We start from the raw sequence: 21,715 nt of genomic DNA on the forward strand, positions 1-21,715 counted from the left end.
TCCTTTTCATATAAAATTAAAGCTATCATCTAAGGATGATAGCTTTAAATACAGATTAGTTTAAATTATCTTCAATAAGCTTTGTTAGAGAAGCTTTAAATTCATTAATCTTATTCTCTGAATCCTCTATAGAACTACCTTTTACTGCAACATACAACTTCATTTTAGGCTCTGTTCCTGAAGGTCTTACAACAAACCATGATTCATCCTCGAATATAAATTTTAATACATTTGATTTAGGTAAATCAATAGTATTCTGAATTTTATTAACTAAATCTTTTTGAATTCCTAATTTATAATCTTCTTTTAAGCTTAATTTAACTCCATTAAGTTCTTCGAAATCAGTTTCTCTTAATCTTTCGATGCATTTAGCTATCTTTTCTTGCCCTTCTTTTCCGGTAAGTTCAAATGAAACTAAAGATTCTAAGAAATATCCATACTCTTCATATAATGCTATTAGTGCATCATATAAACTCATTCCTTTTTCTTTATAATATAATGTCATTTCAGCAATAAGCATTGCTGCTACAACTGCATCCTTATCTCTTGCATGATTTCCAGCTAAATATCCATAACTTTCTTCAAACCCAAATAAATATTTTTTACTATCATCTTTTTCAAATTCAGTCATCTTTTCCCCGATGTATTTGAAGCCTGTTAGTACATTAATTAATTCAATATCAAAACTCTTAGTTATGTTTTTAGCTGACTCAGTAGTTACTATAGTCTTTATTATTACTCCGTTACCTGGAAGCTCATTTCTTTCCTTTAATGAACTTAGAATATAATGTGTCAATAACATTCCAGTTTGATTTCCTGTTAAAACTTTATATTCTCCTAAGCTATTTTTAACTACTACACCTATTCTATCACAATCTGGGTCAGTTCCGAATATTATATCTGGCTCTGAGGTTTTTGCCATTTCTAATGCAAGTTTAAATACTTTTGGATCTTCTGGATTTGGGTATGGTGCAGTTGGGAAATTTCCATCTGGCAATTCCTGTTCTTTAACAACGCTAACATTTTCATACCCTAATTCTCTTAGTACTCTTCTTACAGGAATATTTCCTGAACCATGTATCGGCGTATAGATTATTTTTAAATCTTTAGCTTTTTCTTTTACTAATTCTTTTCTTATAGTTGATTCTTTTACGGCATCAATGTATGCCTTAACAACATCTTCACCTATATAATTAAGAAGCTCTTTCTCTACTGCTTCCTTCTCATCTATAGTCTTTATTCTATCAAATGACTCTATCTCGTTAACATACTTTAATATATTGGCAGCATCATTATCTGTAACTTGTCCTCCATCAGGTCCATATACCTTATAACCATTGTATTGCTTTGGATTGTGTGATGCTGTAATAACAATTCCACCTATACATTTTAAGTGTCTCACTGCAAATGATAATACAGGAGTTGGCTCTAGAGATTCAAATAAAAATACTTTTATCCCATTTCCACATAAAGTTAATGCTGCGGCCTTAGCAAATTCCTTGGACATATTTCTTGAGTCATAGGCTATTGCTACTGATGTAGTTCTATCATTATATTCACTATTTATATATTCTGCAAAACCTTGTGTTGCCTTACCTACGGTATATATATTCATTCTATTACTTCCGAATCCTATTATACCTCTAAGACCACCAGTTCCGAATTCTAATTCCTTATAGAAGCGATCTTCAATTTCTTTATCATCGCTTATCTCTTTTAGTTCATTTTTAACTTCTTCTCCAATTATACTAGAGTCTAGCCATTCCCTATACCTTACTTTATAATCCATAAATATACCTCCAATCATCTATTATAATTATATACAATTTTTTCATATCTTCAAGTATTTTACCACATATGCAAAATATAAATGCCAATGAATTTTACCTTCATCAGCATTTATATTACAATAATTTCAATTTATTCTAAGTTTATATAATTTTATTTATATATAATGCTATAATCATATTACATCTCATGTAAACTCTTAGTTGAAACGTCTAAGAGTTCTAAGACATGAAATTCTTCAATGCATTATATATCATTCTCTTTTTTCTCTAATTTCTTCTTCCTTTAACTCCATATCTAAAGATACAGTTTTACGTTCATAGCTTATTGCTGCAATAACTGTATTAAGATCCTCAAGTATTGATATTTCCTCTCCAACTTCTACATCACTAAGTTTATATACAGAGCCAATTCCACCGTGTGAAATATCAAAGTATATTGCTTTAGGTAAATTTTCTGGAGTACATTTAACTTTAACGGATTTTTTCTCTTTTTGTACTACTGCTCCCGACTTAGTTACTAAGTCTTCTCCAGTAAATTGAATAGGTACATAGGAAGAAATTTCATTGTTTCCTTTTAATTCTTCTAAATCAATATGAATTATTTTTCTTGTAACTGGGTCTCTTTGGACTTCTTTGATGATTGTTTTATGTGTTTGCCCATTAAAATTAGTTTCTAGAAAACCATGCTCACCATGTTTAAATATCTCTTCATTTAACTCCAATTCTGATACTTCAAACATGAAGTTTTGAATTGCTCTTCCATATACAATTCCAGGTACATTTCCCATCCTTCTTATTTTATTCGCATTATTGTGAAGTTTTTCTCTCTGTTTAAGTTCCATTTCAATCCCTCCTATTGTGTATTATTACCATTGATAAAATTTTTATACTTTCTTTACAAGCTTTTTATTGAAATGGACATAATAGTCAAATATAATAATATTGTTTCTAATTTATTTATGTTACGAAGGAGTTTGATATGTACAGATTAAATCAAGATGAAACCCCACTATTTAATGCCTTAATGGAATATGTAAATAATGATACCATTCCATTTCATGTACCAGGCCATAAAAAAGGTGTTGGTATTGAAGATAGTTTTAAAGAATTTATAGGAGAAAATGCTTTTAAGATAGATGTTACGGTATTTAAACAAGTAGATTCCTTACATCATCCAACTGGTGCTATAAAAAAAGCTCAAGAATTAGCAGCTGATGCTTATGGTTCAGAAGCGACATTTTTTTCTATTCATGGAACTTCTGGCGCTATACAAGCAATGATTTTATCAGTAGTTGGAGATGGGGATAAAATACTTATACCTAGAAATGTTCATAAATCAGTTACTTCAGGAATAATTTTAAGTGGTGCAACACCAATTTTTATGACTCCTGAGCTTGATAGAAAACTAGGTGTTGCTCACGGAGTTACCCCAGAAACTGTTGAAGCTTCATTAAAGGAACATCCTGATGCTAAAGCAGTTCTTATAATTAATCCAACTTACTATGGTGTATCTACTGATATAAAGAAAATATGTGAAATAGTACATAGTCATGGGATACCACTAATAGTTGATGAAGCACATGGACCACATTTAAAATTTAATGAAAAACTACCAATGTCTGCTCTTGAAGCTGGTGCAGATATCTGTGCTCAAAGTACACACAAAATAATTGGTGCACTTACTCAAGGTTCATTACTGCATGTTAACAGTAAATATGTAAGCCCTAAAAGAGTACATCAAGTATTAAATTTACTTCACACTACTTCCCCATCATATATTTTGATGGCAAGTTTAGATTGTTCAAGAAAACAAATAGCTCTTGAAGGAAAAGAACTTCTTGATAAAACCATTGAACTTGCAAACTATACAAGAAATGAAGTAAATAAAATTCAAGGCTTATACTGTTTTGGATCAGAAATACTAGGAAACCCTGGTATCTTTGCGTTAGATCCAACAAAATTAACTATAAACTGTAGAGAACTTGGGATTACCGGCTATGAACTAGACAGAATTCTTGCAACAAAATATCATATACAAGTGGAACTTTCAGATCTTTATAACGTATTAGCTGTTGGTTCTTTTGGAGATACTAAAGAAAATTTAGATGCTTTAATTTCTGCTTTAAGAGAAATTTCTCATGAGCATATTGAGAAAAATAATATTAAACCTGATTTTCTTGATATTCCTGAAATACCAGAGATGAAAGTTAATCCTAGAGTTGCTTTTAATGCAAATAAAAAGAGTTTGCTTATGGAAAATTCTATAGGTGAAATAAGTGGAGAATTCCTTATGGCATATCCACCTGGAATACCAGTTTTATGTCCAGGAGAAATAATAACACCTGAGATAGTAAATTATGTTAAGGATCTTAAAAGAGCTGGACTTTATGTTCAAGGAACTGAGGATCCTAATGTAGAATATATAAATGTTTTAATTGATTAATTTAAGAATAATAAAAACTCTTGTCACGTGACAAGAGTTTTTTATTATTCTAATGGCTCAGAAAACATTTCTTTAAAGTTCTCTTCATTATATATTTTGATATTATTTTTATTTAATAATTCTGCAGTTATTCCGTTGCCACACTTTTTTACCCCTTGAAAAGTCCCATTATATATTTCACCAAAGCCACAGGATGGGGAATTTTTCTTTAAAATAGCTGAATTAACATTATATATCTTAGCAATTTTTAATGTCTCCTCTGCCCCTTTAATAAACTCTTTAGTAACATCAGTACCATTTTTAGTTATTACAGTACCTGACTCATCAATTTCTGCAGGAGGTCTTGGAGTTGTGAGTCCCCCTAATTGTTCTGGACAAACCAAGACAATTTCTTCTTTGTCTATAAATTTCAAAATATCTTTCACTTCATTATTTTGTCCGCTATACTTACAATTTACTCCTAGTAAGCATGCACTAACTATTATCACTTCTCCACCTCCTACTCTAGGTAAAATTTTTTTAGCTAAGTTTAACTACCGTTACACCACTTCCACCTTCACCATATTCTCCTAATCTATATTCTTTTACGTGAGGATGGTGTCTTAGCATATCATTTATTGATTTCCTTAGTACTCCAGTTCCTTTACCATGAATTAACGAAACTTCTCCCAGGCCAGCTAAATAAGCCTCATCTAAATATTTATCAGCCGTATAACAAGCTTCTTCTGAATCCATTCCTCTTAAATCTACAGATGAGCTTACTGATTTTAAGTTTAAGCTCACTTCCCTCTTGGATTTTTTCTTTTCTTCTTTTACATCTCCAGTTGCAACTAAATCCTTAAGTTTTACATTTATCTTCATTATACCTGCTTCAACTTTTACTTCACCTTTGTTATCAGGCTTTGATATAATTATTACTTTTTGATTTAAAGAAGGTAAAAATGCTTCCATTCCAAGCTTAACTTCTTTAATTTCTTTACCATTACTTTTAGCTAGCGGTGTTGCTTTTTCCTCAGTATTATCAAGTTGATTTCTTAATTTTCCTCTTTGTTCTTCAAGCTTTCTCCTTACATCAGATGATCCACCTAACTTTTCTAATTCTCTCATATTTTTTAGGATTTCATCAGCCTGTTCTTTTGCATCTCTTAAAAGCTGTTTTGCTTCTCTCCTAGCTTCTACAAAAGCATTTTCCCTCATTTTATCTAACGATTCTAATTTACTATTATATTTATCTCTTAATTTTTCTGCTTCAACTCTTAATGCATTAGCTTTTATTGCTTCAGATTCAGCTTTTATACTTTTTTCTTGTAAATTTTGAATTAAATCTTCGAATTCCAACGATTCTGAGGATATTAATTCTTTAGCACTATGAATTATATTCTCATCTAAACCTAACTTTCTAGAGATTTCAAAAGCATTTGATTTCCCTGGTATACCAATTAGCAATTTATACGTTGGCTTTAATGTCTCTACATCAAATTCCACTGACGCATTTTCTACACCAACCGTTTTAAGTGCATAGGCCTTAAGTTCACTATAGTGAGTTGTGGCAACTATTTTACAATTTCTTTCTCTTAAACACTCAAGAATCGATATAGCAAGTGCTGCTCCTTCCGTAGGGTCAGTTCCTGCTCCAAGTTCATCAAATAATACTAATGCATCACTTGAAGCTTCATCAATTATTTCTACTATGTTTTTCATATGAGATGAAAATGTTGATAAGCTTTGTTCTATACTTTGTTCATCTCCTATATCCGCATATATATTTTTATAAAAGCTTATAACTGAATTTTCTTCCGCCGGTATAAGTAATCCACTCATACCCATTATATGAATTAATCCAATAGTCTTTAGTGTAACTGTCTTACCACCTGTATTAGGTCCTGTTATTATAAGTGATGTAAAGTCACTACCTAAATAGGATGTAGAAGGAACAACCCTTCTCTCATCAATAAGCGGATGTCTTCCTTGTATTATGTGAAAAGCTCCATCTTCTCTAACCTCAGGAGAAATAGCTCTAATAGAACTTCCATATTTAGCTTTTGCAAATATAAAATCTAACTCTATTAAAATATCTAAGTTTCTTTTTACTTCTACCTTGTTGTTATATATCATACTTGAAAGAGCCGATAAAATTCTTTCAATTTCAGCCTTTTCCTTTAACATTAGCTCCTTAATCTCGTTATTTAAATTTACCAAGCTCATAGGCTCAATAAATAATGTAGCACCTGAAGAACTTTGATCATGTACTAATCCATTAACCTGCCCTTTATATTCAGCCTTTACTGGAATTACATATCTATCGCCTCTCATACTATATAGATTATCTTGAAGATACTTGGAATTTTCTCTTATTAAAGAATTTACTTTTTCTCTAATAGATGCATTCTTCTCCTTTAAGGATCTTCTAATGTTATATAATGTGGCACTTGCTTTATCTGCAACCTCATCTTCAGAAACAATCGCATTGAATATTTGATCTTCTATATTTTTTAATGGTCTTATATTTTCACATATTTCTTCAAGGATTTTATGCTGCTCTTCCCCCTCTTTCCTTTTTATATATTCTAAAAAGTTTCTAGAAGATTTAAGTACATTTCCTATTCTTAATAATTGAGATGGATTTAATGTAGCTCCCTTAGCTGCTCTTGATACCCCATCTCTGACATCATAAAATCCTTCAAAAGGAGGATTCCCTTTTGTTATAAGTAAATGAACGGCTTCCTTTGTTTCTTGAATGTGCTCACGCACTTCATATATATTTTCATACGGTTTAAGCTCATCAATTAGTTCTCTTGAAGCTTCAGTTATTGCATATTCTTTTATTTTATCTTTTATCTTATTAAACTCTAGTACTCTTAAAGATCTCTCTTTCATTTTATACTCCTTTATTCAACTCCTCTTCTATAATGACCCTTCGTATATTCACCACTTAGAGAAATTGAGTTGTTATTAATCGATTTAAGTATGTTATTTACCTCTTCTTTAGATTCATCTATAAAATCGAATCTAAAGCTAGTAACTCCTTTTTCTTTTAACTCATCCATTTCACTTATTAAATTTAATGTATCTGGGTTATATATATATGCTCTGCAGAATTTATCTGTAAGTACCCTAAAATCTTTATTCATTCTGTCTCTTAATATAAATTCCTCATTAATACATGGTGCCGAACAGTTATTACAAGAGCTTTTTCCTCCAACAGTTGATCCAATTGGACAATATTCTGATATCATTACTTCTGTTTTGCCGTATACGCTCATCCCAAAGTTTTTTTCTTTTCCCAATACATTTAAAATTTCTTTCCTATTTAATTCTTGACTAATATATGGATATACGTTGTTCTCCTTAAAGAATCTGATAGTATTTGAGTTAAACATATTGCTTTTATAATCACTTATTATATTGATTTTTCCATTAAACCTTTTAACTATTCCTAAATTAGAAGTAATAATTCCGCTAAATAGTGAAATATTCTCCTCAATATCCTTTACGATTTGATTATATTCATTTTTTATTATATGAGGAAGTTTTAAGTAAATATCTTTATTCTTAACCTTTTTTACATCTTCAATTGAAATTCCTTTATTGCTTTTATTGTATATATTAACACCTATATTTTGTTCTCCAGAATCAAGAAGTGCTTCTAGTTGCTCCTTAGTATTAACAATGAATAGCTTTTCGGGAGCCATTACTTCAACTTTAGAATCCCTAGAACTAGTTATTTCATTAGAAGTTTTTAAGGTTCTTTTATACTTTGATATTTCGTATGCCTGGATTTTCTCAATTACTTTTCTTCTTATTTCATTTAATGCAGAAATAGGCATGAAGCCTTCATCATATTTTTCAAATATAACATTAACTATTTTAAATGGATTATCACCAGATTTAATTATAGCGTCAATAATTCTCTCTTTGGATAAGGGCCTCTTTTCAGCCTTTTGAATTATTTCTCCTTTTTCTGAAAAAGTTTTATCTGCATACTTTACTATAATCTCTATTGGCTTTCCTATTTCAAATATAACAATGCAATCTAGATTTATTTTTTTGCCATAAATATTATTATATGATTCACTTAACTGCTTTAACAATAGAGTATCTGAGGTCTTAAACAATTCATCCCCTCTATTATATTGCTTCGGAAAAATTATAGCCTTTTCCCCTTTATATGCATTTTCTCTTTGTTCTCCGTTAACTTGTATTTTCGAAACTATAAATCCACTCTCACCAATACGCACGCCATCCTTAAGAGATAAGTCATCTTGAAGTACTACTTGATTTTTTTCATCTACTCTTCCAAGTAATACCCCTGTATTCTTAGGGAACTTATATGCCATCATATCTTTTCCTTCATTTTTGTATAGATATGCCTTAGAAAAACCTTCTCTATTAAATAGCTTTAATAAAACATCCTTACCTTTTTTATTTTCTCCTTCGCTTATGGCTTTTCTATATTCCTTAACCACACCTGCAACATATTCAGGTCTTTTCATCCTACCCTCAATTTTTAAAGAACTTGTTCCCGTAGAAATGATATCTTTAATATCTTCTATTGTACAGATATCCTTTGGACTTAGCAGATATCCTTTAAATTCCTTACCTCCGTTCAAAGATTTTAGTGTATAAGGTAATCTACAACTTTGGGCACATCTACCTCTATTACCGCTTCTTCCGCCAATCATTGAACTCATTAAACACATTCCTGAGTAACATACACATAGTGCACCGTGAACAAATATTTCTGTTTCAATATCCAATTCCTTTGATATATATTCAATTTCTTTAAGTGAAAGTTCTCTTGATAAAACTATTCTCTTAAATCCCTTTTCTTTTAAAAATAATGCTCCATCACCATTGTGTATAGTCATTTGCGTAGATGCATGTAGTTCAAAATCAGGTAATATATTTCTAACTACATTAAATAGGCCTAAATCTTGTATTATTAATCCATCTACTCCAATTTCATATAAAAACTTAACATATTTAATTGCTTCTTTTATTTCATTTTCTTTTAAAAGCGTGTTAATAGTAATATATATCTTTAGTCCATACATATGAACATAGTCTACAGCCTTTATCATGTTTTCTTCATCAAAATTAGAGGCATAAGCTCTTGCTGAAAACTTATCTCCTCCTAAATACACAGCATCTGCACCATTGTTAATAGCTGCATATAAACTTTCAAAACTTCCAGCTGGTGCAAGTAATTCTACTTTTTTCATTTTTTTCATCTCTCCTGTTAAGATTCATTTATAGGGTTTATATATGAAACTTAGTTTATTATTGTTAGATAAGTTGTTAGTTGAATTTAAACTCCTTACTTTTTCTAAACAAATTAATCTTATGAAAAAAAGGAGCATTATTTACTCCTTTTATTTCAACTTATTTTTATTCTTTAAAAGTAAATTTTCTTTTCCTTTTTCGCTTACTAGTTTAAATTGTATATCCATATACTTTTTTTCCAAATCTAAAACTTTATATTTATAGGTATGAAGCTGTTGACTTATTTCTTTATTCCTATTAAATAATATCTTGTTCTTATCTCTTAGCTCTTTATATTCCTTTTCTATCTCTTTACTTTCTAGCTTTTGTCTTTCAGTTTCTTTTTTTAAATCTTCTATAGCATCCTTAGCCTTATTTAATTCTAAAATCTCATTCTTTAATTGTTCATTTTCTTTTTTTATACTTTTATATTTTTCAGCTAATGCTTCGTATTCCATATCACTTTTATATAGTTCATCTGATATATTTATTGCTGCAAGCACTGTAGCTGAAGGTTGATTTAATTTAGGGTTCTTATCTAATAACTCCATGATTTTAGTATTAACATATTCTGCAACACTTTTCATATATTTTTCATCTTCTTGACCCTTTAAGTTGTATTCAATTCCATTTATTTTAACTATTACAGAACTCATATTCCACCTCTTTTTAAGGTAATAACTTCTTTACATAATACAAACTAATTTTAGCATATAACCTTGCATTTATCAATGAATCAAGCATTTACTTTATGAATAAATTATATTTTTTTACTTTAGGGTTTTAAGTTTAACTAATAACTTATTCATGCCTGAAAATGTCCAGAAACCGACATTTTCAAACAAGAATAAGTTAAGTTTCCTATAAAAACCCTATATATTACTGAGGATTCCCTCATATTTTATATTTATTACAGTAAATAGCCCTGGAATGTTCATTACACTCCAGGGTTAATATATTTACATTGTACATTATTTTAATTATCTCTTAACTGTGCCCCTAATTTATATTCTAAGCTTCTTAATATCTTATCATGTACCTTATTTACTTCTTTATCAGTTAAGGTTTTATTTTCATCTCTATAGGCAATAGCATAAGCTATACTTTTCTTACCTTCAGGTATTTGTTTACCTTTATAGATATCGAATAGTGTTACTTTCTCAACTAAGCTTCCACCTGCTTTTCTAATTGTATCTTCAATTTCTCCAACTAATACAGCATCATCAACTAATAATGCAATATCTCTAGTAACTGCAGGGAATTTTGGAAGTGGTTTATATGCTTTTATTGTATTTGATGCTTCATATAGTACATCTAAATTTAATTCAGCCATATATCCTAGAGTATCTATACCATAGTTATCTAATAAGTCTGGATGAATTTCTCCAAAAACTCCTGCCTTTTGCTTTCCAACGAAAAGTGCAGCTGTTTTACCTGGATGATAACAAACATTATCAATTTCTCTTACTAATGTAGTTTTCACAACTCCTAAAGCATCAAGTATGTTTTCTACTACTCCCTTAAGATCTAGATAATCACATTCTCCATACATTCCTATAGTTAAAATATTATTTTCCTTAGGTAATGCATTCTCATTTTCATTAGGTATATAGGTTCTGCCGATCTCAAATAATCTTACATAGCTATTGTTTCTTGAATAGTTTCTTTTTAATGATTCCATCATTGAAGGAATAGTAGTTGTTCTCATTATGCTATAATCTTCACCTAATGGATTCTTTATCTTTACAACATTTCTTAAAACACTATCCTTAGGTAAATTTATCTCATCAAATACCTTTGGCGATACAAATGAATAACTTATAGATTGATTAATACTTGATGAAAGAAGTGTCTCTATAACTAAATCATCAAGTCTTTCTTGTCTATACTTAGGTTCTCTTTCAGTTGTACTAGTACTTATAGTCATAGGAATATTGTTATAACCATATATTCTTGCGATTTCCTCTGCAATATCTTCTTTAATATCTATATCTATTCTAAAAGTAGGAACTTTAATTACAAGTTCATCACCGCTAATATTTGTATTTAATTCCAGTCTATCTAAGAATTTCTTCATATCTTCACTAGATATTTGTGTTCCTAAGAACTTATTTACCCAACTTGAAGAGACCCTAAGTTCCTTCTCTTCTTTAATTTCTTGATAAACATCTATAGTTCCATCAATTATTTCTCCGCAACCAAGTTCTTCAACCAACGAACATGCTCTATCAGCTGCTAAAAGTGCTAAATTAGGATCTATATCTTTTTCAAATCTAGATGATGCTTCTGTTCTTAAGTTTAACTTTTTAGAATTTATTCTGATATTGGTTCCATCAAAATTTGCGAATTCAAATATTACTTCAGTAGTATCTTCTTTTATTTCAGAATCCAAACCACCCATAATGCCAGCTAAAGCAATAGTAGTTTCTCCATTTTTAATGCAAAGCATTGTATCATCTAAATTTCTTTCGATCTCATCTAGTGTTGTGAATTTTTCTCCGTCCTTTGCTCTTTCAATTACAATATGATTTGAACTAATTTCTCTCTTATCAAAAGCGTGCATTGGTTGACCTAACTCAAGCATTACAAAATTAGTTATATCAACTATATTATTAATAGGTCTTACCCCAGCATCAAGTAGTCTTTCTTGCATCCAAGCAGGTGATGGAGCTACTTTTACATTCTTTACACCTCTTGCTAGATAGCGTCTGCAAAGCGAATCATTTATTGTAACCTTAAGCTCATCATTAATATTTTTATCTTTTGCAACTGAATATTTTAAGTTTGGCATTTTAAATGATGTACCTAATGTTGCAGCAGTTTCTCTTGCTATTCCGATTACGCTTAAACAATCTGGTCTATTAGAGGTTATCTCAAAATCAATAACTTCCTTATTAAGGCCTAATACATCCTTAATATCTTTTCCAAGTGGAGTTTTAGGATCTAAAATCATTAAACCATGTACTGGTTCATCTCCTGCGATACCTAATTCTTCTTCCGAACACATCATTCCATTTGAAACAACACCTCTAAGCTTACCTTTTTTAATTTTTAGATCATTAGGTAATATTGCACCATGCAATGCTACAGGAACAACATCTCCCTCTTTCATGTTATTTGCCCCTGTTACAATTTGAACTAGTTCTTCAGACGCTACATCTAACTGACATATTACTAACTTCTCTGCGTCAGGATGTGGTTCTATTTTAACTATTTTCCCTGTAACTACATTCTTAATTTCATCTCCTGAAATTATTACTTCTTCAACCTTCGAACCAGATAGTGTTAATCTATCTCCTAATTCTTTTCCATTAATATCTATATTTATATAATCTTTTAGCCAATAAACTGGTACTTTCATATAATTACTCCTCTCTATTCTAGAACTGATTTAAAAATCTCATATCACTTTCATATAGAAGTCTAATGTCATCTATGCCATATTTAAGCATAACCATTCTATCTACTCCGAAACCAAACGCAAATCCACTATATACCTCAGGATCAATTCCACAATTTCTTAAAACTTGAGGATGAACCATTCCACATCCAAGTAACTCTATCCAACCTGAACCTTTACAAACTCTGCATCCTTCTCCTTGACATACAAAGCATGTAGCATCCATTTCAGCTGATGGTTCTGTAAATGGGAAATGGTGAGGTCTAAATTTAGTTTGCACCTTATCACCAAACATCTTCTTTGCAAATAATTCTAATGTACCTTTTAAATCTGCAAATGTGATTCCTTTATCTATAACCAAACCTTCCATTTGATAAAATATAGGTGAATGTGTAGCATCTACTGCATCACTTCTATATACTTTTCCAGGTGATATCATCTTAATCGGAGGTGTTTGCTTCTCCATAACTCTTATTTGTACTGGAGACGTTTGAGTTCTTAAAACTAATGAATCATTAATGTAAAAAGTATCTTGTTCACTTCTAGCTGGATGATTCTTTGGAATATTTAAAGCTTCAAAATTATAATGATCTAATTCAACTTCCGGACCATCTTCTATTGTAAATCCCATTGATATAAAGATTTCCTTCATTGATTCCAATGTTAAATCTAAAGGATGTCTTTTTCCAATAGTATTTTTCTTACCTGGCATTGTTATATCAATAACTTCATTAGCTATTTTTTCATTTTTTTCTTTCTCTTTAATTACTTTTGTAACTTCTTCTAGTTTTGTTTCAATCTCAGCTCTTACTTCATTTGCGAGTTTACCAATAAGTGGTCTTTCCTCAGCTGAAAGCCCCCCCATTCCTCTTAAAATAGAAGTTAATTCTCCTTTTTTTCCAAGAAACTTTACTCTTAAATTTTCAACTTCTGATGAAATTTTTGCATTTTTTAATTCAGCTAAAGCAGCCTCTTTTATTTCAACTAACTTATCTTTCATTAAAAATTCTCCTTTCTTTCTTAAAAGTTATATATTAGGTTTTAATATTAAGCCTTATAATAATACAAAATAAAATCCCCGTCCCAAACAAAGGGACGGGGTATCCGTGGTACCACCCTAATTAGCATATGCTCACTCATTAAATAACGGTTTCCCGCTAACGACTACTCTTCTGTATTTCTAAAACTTAAATTTATAATTTAGTAAAGAAAACATACTTTTCACCATTAGGACTCCTGAGGGAACTTCAATATAGACACTACTAAGAAGGCTCTCAGTCTATGACCTTCTCTCCCTGAAGAAGTTTACTTATATCTACTTTCTCATTCACAGTCTTTCTATATAAATTTCATAATAAAGATTATACTCATAATTTTACTAAAATTCAATACCTTTTAGCATATTTTGTCTTATTCTTTCATAAATCATTATTGCTGCAGCTGTAGAAACATTTAATGATTCGGCTCCACCTGGCATTGGAATCTTAACTAATTTATTTGATAAACTATAAATATAATCACTTATTCCATTACCTTCATTTCCAACACATATTACTAAATTATTCGTTATATCCTCTTGAAAGAAATTTTTATCTGTATCTAAACTTGAAGCAAGTATATCGTATCCTTCATTTTTCAACCTATTTATCACTTCAAAATTCATATCTTCTATAATCGGTATATGAAATATTGAACCCATTGTTGATCTAAGTGTTTTATCATTATATGGATCAACTGTCCCTTTTGTGATTATAACTCCTGATGCTCCTGCAGCATGAGAGGTTCTAATAATAGTGCCTAAATTTCCTGGATCCTGCACTTGATCACATAGTACGTAAAATCCGTTTTGCTTCATTTCAGGAACTTTAATACTAACTACACCTACTACACCTTGAGGTGCTTCAGTAGAACATAGCATTTGTATCAATTTAGAATCTAATAGAAAAATCTTTGTATTTTTTAGTTCATCTTTATTAAAATAAATATTAAATTTTTCTATTTCGTTTTCCGCAAGAAATATAATGTCCACAGAACAAGTGCTTTTAAAAGCTTCTGATAAAAATCTAAAACCTTCAACTAAAAACTTACCTGTTTTCTTTCTTTCTTTCCTATTTCTTAAATTTTTAGCATCTTTAAAAATAGAATTTTCTTTACTTTCTATTTTAATCAAAATTTAAGTACCTCTCTTACTTTTTATTATGGTTATAGGGTTTTAAGTTCAACTATTAACTTATTCGTGCCTGAAAATGGCCAGAAGCCACCATTTTCAAACAAGTATAAGTTAAGTTTCCTATCAAAAACCCTATATATAACGCAAAAATGCGACCTAAGCCGCATTTTATATATTATCCGTTAATTTGTTTTTTTGCTATTTCAACTAAATCTGCAAATGCTTTTGGATCATTAATAGCAATTTCAGATAACATTTTTCTATTTATATCAAGTCCAGCTAACTTAATTCCATTCATGAACTTTGAGTATGAAAGTCCATTTATTCTTGTAGCTGCATTTATTCTTGCTATCCAAAGACTTCTGTAGTCTCTTTTCTTTAACTTTCTTCCTACATAAGCATTTCTTAATGCTCTAATTACTGATTCATTAGCTGTTCTAAATAGTCTGCTTTTTCCACCGTAATATCCTTTTGCAAGTTTTAAAACTTTTTTATGATTCTTACGAGCGTTCACAGCTCTCTTAACTCTTGCCATATTTTAAACCTCCTACGATCTACTCTATTATAGATATGGTAATAATTTCTTCATTACTTTTTCTTGTGCTGGTGATACATATGCTGTAGTTCTAAGATTTCTCTTTCTCTTTGAGCTTTTCTTTGTTAAGATATGGCTCTTGAAAGCTTTAGCTCTCTTTAATTTTCCTGTACCTGTCTTCTTAAATCTCTTTGCTGCACCTCTATGAGTTTTCATTTTTGGCATGATAAAATCCTCCTCTCAGTTACACTTTCTTTGGAGCCAAAATCATTGTCATATTACGGCCCTCTAACTTAGCTGCTTTTTCTATCACACTAACCTCTTCTAATTTTGAGAAGAAGTTATCTAGTATTTTTCTACCTACGTGTGAATAATCAGCTTCTCTTCCTCTAAATCTTACGGTAATCTTTACTTTATCTCCATCATCTAAGAACTTACGCGCATTATTTGCTTTAATATTAATGTCGTGTTCCTCAATTGTTGGACTCATTCTTACTTCTTTCAAATTAATAACGTTTTGCTTTTTCTTAGCTTCTTTTTCTTTTTTAGATTGTTCATAGATGTACTTTCCTAAGTCCATGATCTTACACACTGGTGGATTCGCAGTTGGTGAAATCATAACTAAGTCTAAGTCCTTTTCCTCAGCAATCCTTAAAGCTTCCTTAGTAGATATTACTCCTAACTGTTCACCGTCATCAGCAATAACTCTAACTTCTTTTTCTCTAATTTCTTCATTAACAGCAAAATTCTTATTAATATTGTTCACCTCCGATAAATATACCCATAAAAAACAATAAAAGGACGGCATACGCCGTCCTTAATTATCCAAATCAAAAAATTATATGGGATAACATAACCCTACTAGCAATGCTGTAAGGTGAGAAACGGCTGTTTCTTCTTTACTCAAACTATTATATTCTGATATCCCAATATTGTCAACACTTTTTTATTTTTTAATTTTCACTCTACTAGAAACACATGATTTGCAGCCTTCACAATATATAACTCTGCTCTCAAATACTTGCTCAATTGTTTCTAGAAACTCAGGATTTTGGCAAAATTCTCTTCTATGGATAATGATATTTTGTGGAGCATTAGTTATAAGACCACTAATAATAACATCTTCCATATTTGTATTACTACCTAGTTTACACTCGCCAATTTCTTTTAGAAAATCTTCATATAAGTCTTTTCCACTTTCATCGATTATTCTATAAATTCCTTCATCTTGAGCTATTAAATTTACCTCTTTAATTTTACTCTCTTGAATATCAACAAAATACTTAAGAAGCTTGATAAATTCTTTATATTCTTTTTCAACTAAGTACTTCTCTACCACTTTGTCAATAATATCTTCTATATCTAACGCTAATTCCTTCATTCTGAAGGTTATAAATCCATTTATATTTATATCGTGATTTTCTTCCATGCATATTTTAATCTTCTCAATTATATTATTTATTCTATTATAACAGTATATAGAATTTTCGTCCTTAATTATTTCTTCTCCGTTAAGAATTTTCATTATTCTATCTTCAACTTCTAATATCTCATCATGCTTTAAAAAGAAAAAAGTATCATTTAAATATTCAAATAAAGCTTTGTTTTTATACGTATTTATTACTAACTTATAAAGTATATTACTTATATATAATTGAATTAAATTTAATATCTTCTTATCTTCTTCTTCATCACAAAAAATCTTTATAAAATGAGTCTCTCCTTCAAGACTCTCTGAAACACCTAAATGGATATTTTTCTCTTTAAAAAGGGCTCTTATTTCTTGTATATCTTCTATGAAATTCACTTCACCATCATATGCTAAAGAAAGAACAAGCATTATATTCACTCCCTTCTTACCTATAGTATGTATTAATTTTCATAGCATATACAGAAATAAATTATCAATTATCGACAATACTATTGATTAAATCCTTATATGACATTATCCTTAAATTAAGAGATTTATTAGGATGTGAGATAATGAATATAGCTTTTGTCGACTATAGAACTTCTGATGAAGAAATGACTAACCTATCAAAATATGTAGATAATATAATAAGTGTTCCAAAATTTTCTAAATTGTATAGTGCTATTGATGGTCATCCAGATATTCAGCTTTCATTAACTAATTCAGAAGATTTTTCATTAATTGTTAATAAGGATATAGATTTAGCTTTTTTAGACCAATTAAATAACCTAGATATTAAATTCAAACTTTCTAATGGATTTATAGGTTCAGCGTACCCAGAAAATATTTCTTTAAATGCTATAGTTCTAAAAGACTATTTAATTCATAATCTAAAGTATACAGACTTTTCCTTATTAGATTTTTCAAAAGATAAAGTAAAAATAAATATAAAACAAGGATATGCTAAGTGCTCTACAGTAATCTTAAGAGAGAAAGCTTTAATTACCTCTGATAAAGGAATTTATAAAACTTTAATAAAATATGGTTTTGATATACTTCTATTAAATCCAGGTGATATTCTTCTTCCAGGTTTGAACTATGGATTCATTGGGGGGGCGACTGGGCTATTATCTTCTAACAAACTTGGCATTTTCGGTGATTTATCTTATTATAATCAAGGGAATGAGGTTCTAAAATTCTTGAAAAAATATGATATTGAACCTATAAGTCTCAGAAAAGGACCCTTAGTAGATCGTGGGTCTCTATTCACTTTATCTTAAGCTATATTATTTTATGTATAAAGCTAATACATGTTGAATATAATTTTAAGTTGCAAAAAAAAATATATATTCCTTTATTGACATTTATATTTCAAATCTCTAAAATAGATTTATAAATTATGGCGCTATAGCCAAGTGGTAAGGCAGAGGTCTGCAAAACCTTTACCCCCGGTTCAAATCCGGGTGGCGCCTCCAAACAGAAAAAGCAGAGTGAAAACTCTGCTTTTTCTGTTTAAATAATTTTCTATTTGTCTTTCTTAACTTGCTTTAAAAGTTCTCCTACTTCTTCATTGGTAAACTTATAAGCTGTATTACAGAAATGACATATTAACTCTTCTTCTTTACCTTCTTCGTAAATTTCAGTTAAATCTTTTTCTCCAATACTTAAAAATGCTCTTTCCATTCTTTCTCTTGAGCAGTTACACTTATACTCTGGGTAAATAGTCTCATTTATTTTTAGGTCCATATCCTCAAATATGTATTTAATTATATCCTCTATACTCTTTCCTTGTGAAAGCATAGATGTTAGTTGAGGTATTTCTTCAAGTCTATAGGTTATTATATCAGCAATAAACTCATCTGCACCTGGCAACATTTGAATAATAAATCCGCCTGAAGCCTTAATTGAATAATCTCTATCAACCAACACTCCTAACGCTACTGCTGAAGGGGTTTGTTCTGAAACAGTAAAATAATAGGAAAGATCTTCTGCAATTTCTCCAGAATGAATCGGAACTTGTCCAACGTATGGATCCTTTAATCCAAGATCTTTAATAACTGTTAGACTACCATTTTTCCCTATAGCTCCTCCAACATCTAGTTTACCTACTGAATTTAAAGGTGGGTTAACATATGGATTTCCAATAAATCCTTTAACTGTAGCGTCATTATATGCTGTAACAGTAACTCCTTTAGCTTCTCCTCCCCCCTTAATTTGCAATGTGATTACCTCTTTATCAGACTTTAGCATTGTACTCATAAGAGCAGCTCCAGTTAGCATTCTCCCTAGCGCAGATGCAGCAGTTGGTGTACAATCATGAATTCTTGCACCTTCTTGAACTAAATTTGTTGTCTGACCTGCAATTATTCTAACATAACCACCTTTTGCAGTGGCTTTAATGATTCTATCTTCCATATATAATCCCTCCTATTTTTTTAATATATACACAATTCTTTCTGATTTAGGTATAACTGAAGCTTCGGTGTAATCATCATGCTTGCCTAAAATTTTGAATCCAATAGATGATATAGTATCCTCAAGCTCTTTTTCTTCATAAGCTCTTTCTCTGTGATATTCCTCAAATCTCCTATAATAGTTTCCCTCTTTAACAAAAAAAGTAAGCTCCATTTCAACTATATCATCCTCTATATAATTTTCCCAAGAATAAAATATTTCATCAGTATTGTAATTAAAAATATTATTCCCCAATACTTCTTTTATCTTATAACTAGAATTTATATCGAATATAAAAATTCCGTTATCCTCAAGATGATTATATACTCCATTAAAATAAAGTTTTAAATCTTCTGTAGACAGAATATAATTTGTAGAATCTAAAACGCAAGTTATTAGATTAAACTTTCTATTTAATTCAAGGTATCTCATATCTTGCAATACTACTTTAGCATTACTTTTGTTTTTTCTTACTTTTTCTCCTGCTTCCATTAGCATTTCTTCTGATAAATCTACAAGGAAATTTTCTCTAAAATGTTTGCAGATATATTTTGCTACATTTCCTGTACCAGTTGCTAAATCTAAGTACTTATCATGATTAATATTATGTAACTTAGCAACTTTCATTATAAAATCTGATATTTTTTCATAGTCTATGTCCTCATATATTAAATTATCATATATATTGGATAAATTTTTATATTGACTCATAATATGTCCCCCAAAGAAAATCTTACTAAATTATATTATAAATTATAATATCATAAGTCAACTTATTTTCTACCTAAAATTTCATCATTACTAGGAATTTTTAGCATCCTTTTTCTTTTTGTCATTATACCGCCAATTCTCCCTGTTTCTTCTGCTGTAAGTCCTGGCCAGCCAAATTCATCCACTTTATCTTTAAGTCCTAGTTCCTCAGCAATTTCATATTTGATTTTTTCTCTTAAAAGTTCTGCTTCAGTTAATTGTTTATTAGCTTTAATTTTAGACTTAATTATCTTTTTAAGTGGTGTTTTTGTCATAATTTACCCCCTTAAAGTTATTTCATCTTCTATTCTGCTATTAAATTTTAAAAAATATACCTATATATGATATAAATTTTCTAAAAAACTTGATATTTATACGACATTTCACTATAGTAAAGTTATGATGATTTTAAAATCATTTTATAATATTTAGGAGGGGATTATTTTGTATAACGTAGCAATAGTTGGGGCTACTGGAAACGTAGGTAGAAAATTCATAGAAATTCTTGAGGAGAGAAATTTTCCAGTAAAAGAACTTTATCTTTTTGCTTCTGAGAGAAGTGAAGGGAAAACTTTAAAGTTCAAAGGACAAGATATCCTTGTAGAGGCTACTGTAGAAAAAAATATAAAAGATAAGAAAATTGATTTTGCTCTTTTTTCTGCTGGAGGAGATACTTCAAAAACATTTGCTCCTATCTTTTCAAAATACGGGGCTACAGTAATTGATAATTCAAGTGCTTGGAGAATGGATCCTGAAGTACCTTTAGTGGTACCTGAAGTAAATCCTGAAGATATTAATTGGCATAAAGGAATTATAGCGAATCCAAATTGTTCAACAATTCAAGCTATGGTTGCTTTAAAACCAATTCACGATAAGTATGGTATTAAAAGAATTGTTTATTCAACTTATCAAGCAGTTTCTGGGGCTGGTGTTCAAGGTATTAAAGATTTAGAGGATGGAATAAAAGGAGCTTCACCTAAAAAGTTCCCGTATCCAATAGCAGGAAATGTTATTCCTCAAATCGATGTATTTTTAGAAAATGGCTATACTAAAGAAGAAATTAAGATGATTGAGGAAACAAAAAAAATACTTCATAATCAAGATTTAAAGATTACTGCTACTACTGTTAGAGTTCCAGTATTAAATTCTCATTCTGAGAGTATAAACTTAGAACTTATAAATGATTATAAAATAGAAGATATTTTTTCTCTTCTAAGCAACTCTACTGGCGTAGTTGTATATGATAATATCAAAGAAGATAAATACCCTACCCCACTTTTATTTAGTGGAAAAGATGAAGTATTTGTTGGTAGAATTAGACGAGACTTTTCCATAGATAATGGTTTAAATCTTTGGGTTGTTGGTGATAACATAAGAAAAGGTGCTGCTCTAAACGCTATACAAATTGCTGAACTTATTATTTCAAAAAAATAAGAAACCATAAAGGGTAAAGGTATTAAATATTTTTACCCTTCTTTATTGAAATATATTTATAATACA

At 30.0% G+C, this 21,715-nt stretch carries 19 protein-coding genes, 1 tRNA gene and 2 other annotated features; of the genes, 4 read left to right on the forward strand and 16 right to left on the reverse strand.

The features are described 5' to 3' along the window. Positions 1 to 55: 55 nt before the first annotated feature. Positions 56 to 1,789: a phospho-sugar mutase gene (locus PTZ02_RS06885; RefSeq protein WP_274227057.1), complete on the reverse strand. Its 1,734-nt coding sequence runs from the start codon at positions 1,787 to 1,789 to the stop codon at positions 56 to 58. A gap of 252 nt (positions 1,790 to 2,041) precedes the next feature. Further along, positions 2,042 to 2,632: a 50S ribosomal protein L25 gene (locus PTZ02_RS06890; protein WP_274227058.1), complete on the reverse strand. Its 591-nt coding sequence runs from the start codon at positions 2,630 to 2,632 to the stop codon at positions 2,042 to 2,044. A gap of 137 nt (positions 2,633 to 2,769) precedes the next feature. Between PTZ02_RS06890 and PTZ02_RS06895 the strand changes: the two genes are divergently transcribed. Beyond that, positions 2,770 to 4,233, forward strand: a complete 1,464-nt coding sequence (locus PTZ02_RS06895; RefSeq protein ID WP_274227059.1) for an aminotransferase class I/II-fold pyridoxal phosphate-dependent enzyme — start codon at positions 2,770 to 2,772, stop codon at positions 4,231 to 4,233. 44 nt (positions 4,234 to 4,277) lie between these two features. Here the strand turns inward: PTZ02_RS06895 and PTZ02_RS06900 are convergent, their stop codons facing one another. The 11 genes from PTZ02_RS06900 to ytxC all read right to left on the reverse strand — a co-directional run bounded on the left by PTZ02_RS06900 (position 4,278) and on the right by ytxC (position 17,440). Further along, a complete protein-coding gene (locus PTZ02_RS06900) occupies positions 4,278 to 4,721 on the reverse strand; it encodes a DUF523 domain-containing protein (protein WP_274227060.1) in 444 nt (147 codons plus the stop codon). A 31-nt stretch (positions 4,722 to 4,752) separates the two neighbouring features. Further along, on the reverse strand, positions 4,753 to 7,110 hold the full coding sequence (locus tag PTZ02_RS06905) for an endonuclease MutS2 (protein WP_274227061.1): 2,358 nt from the start codon (positions 7,108 to 7,110) through the stop codon (positions 4,753 to 4,755). A gap of 11 nt (positions 7,111 to 7,121) precedes the next feature. Beyond that, positions 7,122 to 9,455, reverse strand: coding sequence for a U32 family peptidase (locus tag PTZ02_RS06910; protein ID WP_274227062.1), 2,334 nt, complete (start codon positions 9,453 to 9,455; stop codon positions 7,122 to 7,124). Between the two features lie 150 nt (positions 9,456 to 9,605). Then, positions 9,606 to 10,151 (reverse strand): cell division protein ZapA, encoded by a 546-nt coding sequence (gene zapA / locus PTZ02_RS06915; protein WP_274227063.1) that lies wholly within the window; start codon positions 10,149 to 10,151, stop codon positions 9,606 to 9,608. 320 nt (positions 10,152 to 10,471) lie between these two features. Continuing rightward, positions 10,472 to 12,856 carry a phenylalanine--tRNA ligase subunit beta gene (gene pheT / locus PTZ02_RS06920; protein ID WP_274227064.1) on the reverse strand — a complete coding sequence of 795 codons (2,385 nt, stop codon included), beginning with the start codon at positions 12,854 to 12,856 and terminating at the stop codon, positions 10,472 to 10,474. A gap of 19 nt (positions 12,857 to 12,875) precedes the next feature. Continuing rightward, positions 12,876 to 13,895, reverse strand: coding sequence for a phenylalanine--tRNA ligase subunit alpha (pheS, locus tag PTZ02_RS06925; RefSeq protein ID WP_274227065.1), 1,020 nt, complete (start codon positions 13,893 to 13,895; stop codon positions 12,876 to 12,878). An 88-nt stretch (positions 13,896 to 13,983) separates the two neighbouring features. Continuing rightward, positions 13,984 to 14,235 (reverse strand) — a binding site (T-box leader). Positions 14,236 to 14,273: 38 nt separating this feature from the next. Then, complete coding sequence (locus tag PTZ02_RS06930) at positions 14,274 to 15,065, reverse strand: TrmH family RNA methyltransferase (RefSeq protein WP_274227066.1); 792 nt, start codon at positions 15,063 to 15,065, stop codon at positions 14,274 to 14,276. A 175-nt stretch (positions 15,066 to 15,240) separates the two neighbouring features. Further along, positions 15,241 to 15,600, reverse strand: coding sequence for a 50S ribosomal protein L20 (rplT, locus tag PTZ02_RS06935; protein WP_202766452.1), 360 nt, complete (start codon positions 15,598 to 15,600; stop codon positions 15,241 to 15,243). Positions 15,601 to 15,627: 27 nt separating this feature from the next. Further along, positions 15,628 to 15,825 (reverse strand): 50S ribosomal protein L35, encoded by a 198-nt coding sequence (gene rpmI, locus PTZ02_RS06940; protein ID WP_202766453.1) that lies wholly within the window; start codon positions 15,823 to 15,825, stop codon positions 15,628 to 15,630. 19 nt (positions 15,826 to 15,844) lie between these two features. Further along, a complete protein-coding gene (infC, locus tag PTZ02_RS06945; protein WP_274227067.1) occupies positions 15,845 to 16,408 on the reverse strand; it encodes a translation initiation factor IF-3 in 564 nt (187 codons plus the stop codon). Further along, positions 16,388 to 16,506 (reverse strand) — a sequence feature (ribosomal protein L20 leader region). Its footprint overlaps the gene before it by 21 nt. A 40-nt stretch (positions 16,507 to 16,546) precedes the next feature. Continuing rightward, entirely contained in the window at positions 16,547 to 17,440 is an 894-nt protein-coding gene (ytxC, locus tag PTZ02_RS06950; RefSeq protein ID WP_274227068.1) for a putative sporulation protein YtxC, read from the reverse strand. Positions 17,441 to 17,583: 143 nt separating this feature from the next. On the opposite strand from ytxC, the gene PTZ02_RS06955 reads away from it, so the two are divergent. Next, positions 17,584 to 18,291 carry a DUF6873 family GME fold protein gene (locus PTZ02_RS06955; protein ID WP_274227069.1) on the forward strand — a complete coding sequence of 236 codons (708 nt, stop codon included), beginning with the start codon at positions 17,584 to 17,586 and terminating at the stop codon, positions 18,289 to 18,291. Positions 18,292 to 18,412: 121 nt separating this feature from the next. Continuing rightward, positions 18,413 to 18,486, forward strand: a tRNA-Cys gene (locus PTZ02_RS06960). Between the two features lie 49 nt (positions 18,487 to 18,535). On the opposite strand, the gene hslO is transcribed toward PTZ02_RS06960, so the two are convergent. From hslO to PTZ02_RS06975, 3 genes are all read right to left on the reverse strand, one after another. Then, positions 18,536 to 19,426: an Hsp33 family molecular chaperone HslO gene (gene hslO / locus PTZ02_RS06965; protein ID WP_274227070.1), complete on the reverse strand. Its 891-nt coding sequence runs from the start codon at positions 19,424 to 19,426 to the stop codon at positions 18,536 to 18,538. Between the two features lie 12 nt (positions 19,427 to 19,438). Further along, positions 19,439 to 20,176 carry a class I SAM-dependent DNA methyltransferase gene (locus PTZ02_RS06970; RefSeq protein WP_274227071.1) on the reverse strand — a complete coding sequence of 246 codons (738 nt, stop codon included), beginning with the start codon at positions 20,174 to 20,176 and terminating at the stop codon, positions 19,439 to 19,441. Positions 20,177 to 20,238: 62 nt separating this feature from the next. After that, entirely contained in the window at positions 20,239 to 20,490 is a 252-nt protein-coding gene (locus tag PTZ02_RS06975) for a small, acid-soluble spore protein, alpha/beta type (protein WP_274227072.1), read from the reverse strand. A gap of 169 nt (positions 20,491 to 20,659) precedes the next feature. Here PTZ02_RS06975 and PTZ02_RS06980 point away from each other — a divergent pair, with 169 nt between their 5' ends. Beyond that, a complete protein-coding gene (locus PTZ02_RS06980) occupies positions 20,660 to 21,649 on the forward strand; it encodes an aspartate-semialdehyde dehydrogenase (RefSeq protein WP_274227073.1) in 990 nt (329 codons plus the stop codon). Positions 21,650 to 21,715: the final 66 nt, after the last annotated feature.

Origin of the sequence: Clostridium sp. 'White wine YQ' (assembly GCF_028728205.1) — a bacterium.
In the GTDB taxonomy this organism is placed as follows: Bacteria; Bacillota; Clostridia; order Clostridiales; family Clostridiaceae; genus Clostridium_T.

Bases quoted from the DNA above. Each gene is read 5' to 3' on its own strand.
- PTZ02_RS06885 (WP_274227057.1), bottom strand. From the start codon at position 1,789: ATGGATTATAAAGTAAGGTATAGGGAATGGCTAGACTCTAGTATAATT.
- PTZ02_RS06890 (WP_274227058.1), bottom strand. From the start codon at position 2,632: ATGGAACTTAAACAGAGAGAAAAACTTCACAATAATGCGAATAAAATA.
- PTZ02_RS06895 (WP_274227059.1), top strand. From the start codon at position 2,770: ATGTACAGATTAAATCAAGATGAAACCCCACTATTTAATGCCTTAATG.
- PTZ02_RS06905 (WP_274227061.1), bottom strand. From the start codon at position 7,110: ATGAAAGAGAGATCTTTAAGAGTACTAGAGTTTAATAAGATAAAAGAT.
- PTZ02_RS06910 (WP_274227062.1), bottom strand. From the start codon at position 9,455: ATGAAAAAAGTAGAATTACTTGCACCAGCTGGAAGTTTTGAAAGTTTA.
- zapA (WP_274227063.1), bottom strand. From the start codon at position 10,151: ATGAGTTCTGTAATAGTTAAAATAAATGGAATTGAATACAACTTAAAG.
- pheT (WP_274227064.1), bottom strand. From the start codon at position 12,856: ATGAAAGTACCAGTTTATTGGCTAAAAGATTATATAAATATAGATATT.
- pheS (WP_274227065.1), bottom strand. From the start codon at position 13,895: ATGAAAGATAAGTTAGTTGAAATAAAAGAGGCTGCTTTAGCTGAATTA.
- rplT (WP_202766452.1), bottom strand. From the start codon at position 15,600: ATGGCAAGAGTTAAGAGAGCTGTGAACGCTCGTAAGAATCATAAAAAA.
- rpmI (WP_202766453.1), bottom strand. From the start codon at position 15,825: ATGCCAAAAATGAAAACTCATAGAGGTGCAGCAAAGAGATTTAAGAAG.
- infC (WP_274227067.1), bottom strand. From the start codon at position 16,408: ATGCCGTCCTTTTATTGTTTTTTATGGGTATATTTATCGGAGGTGAAC.
- ytxC (WP_274227068.1), bottom strand. From the start codon at position 17,440: ATGCTTGTTCTTTCTTTAGCATATGATGGTGAAGTGAATTTCATAGAA.
- PTZ02_RS06955 (WP_274227069.1), top strand. From the start codon at position 17,584: ATGAATATAGCTTTTGTCGACTATAGAACTTCTGATGAAGAAATGACT.
- hslO (WP_274227070.1), bottom strand. From the start codon at position 19,426: ATGGAAGATAGAATCATTAAAGCCACTGCAAAAGGTGGTTATGTTAGA.
- PTZ02_RS06970 (WP_274227071.1), bottom strand. From the start codon at position 20,176: ATGAGTCAATATAAAAATTTATCCAATATATATGATAATTTAATATAT.
- PTZ02_RS06975 (WP_274227072.1), bottom strand. From the start codon at position 20,490: ATGACAAAAACACCACTTAAAAAGATAATTAAGTCTAAAATTAAAGCT.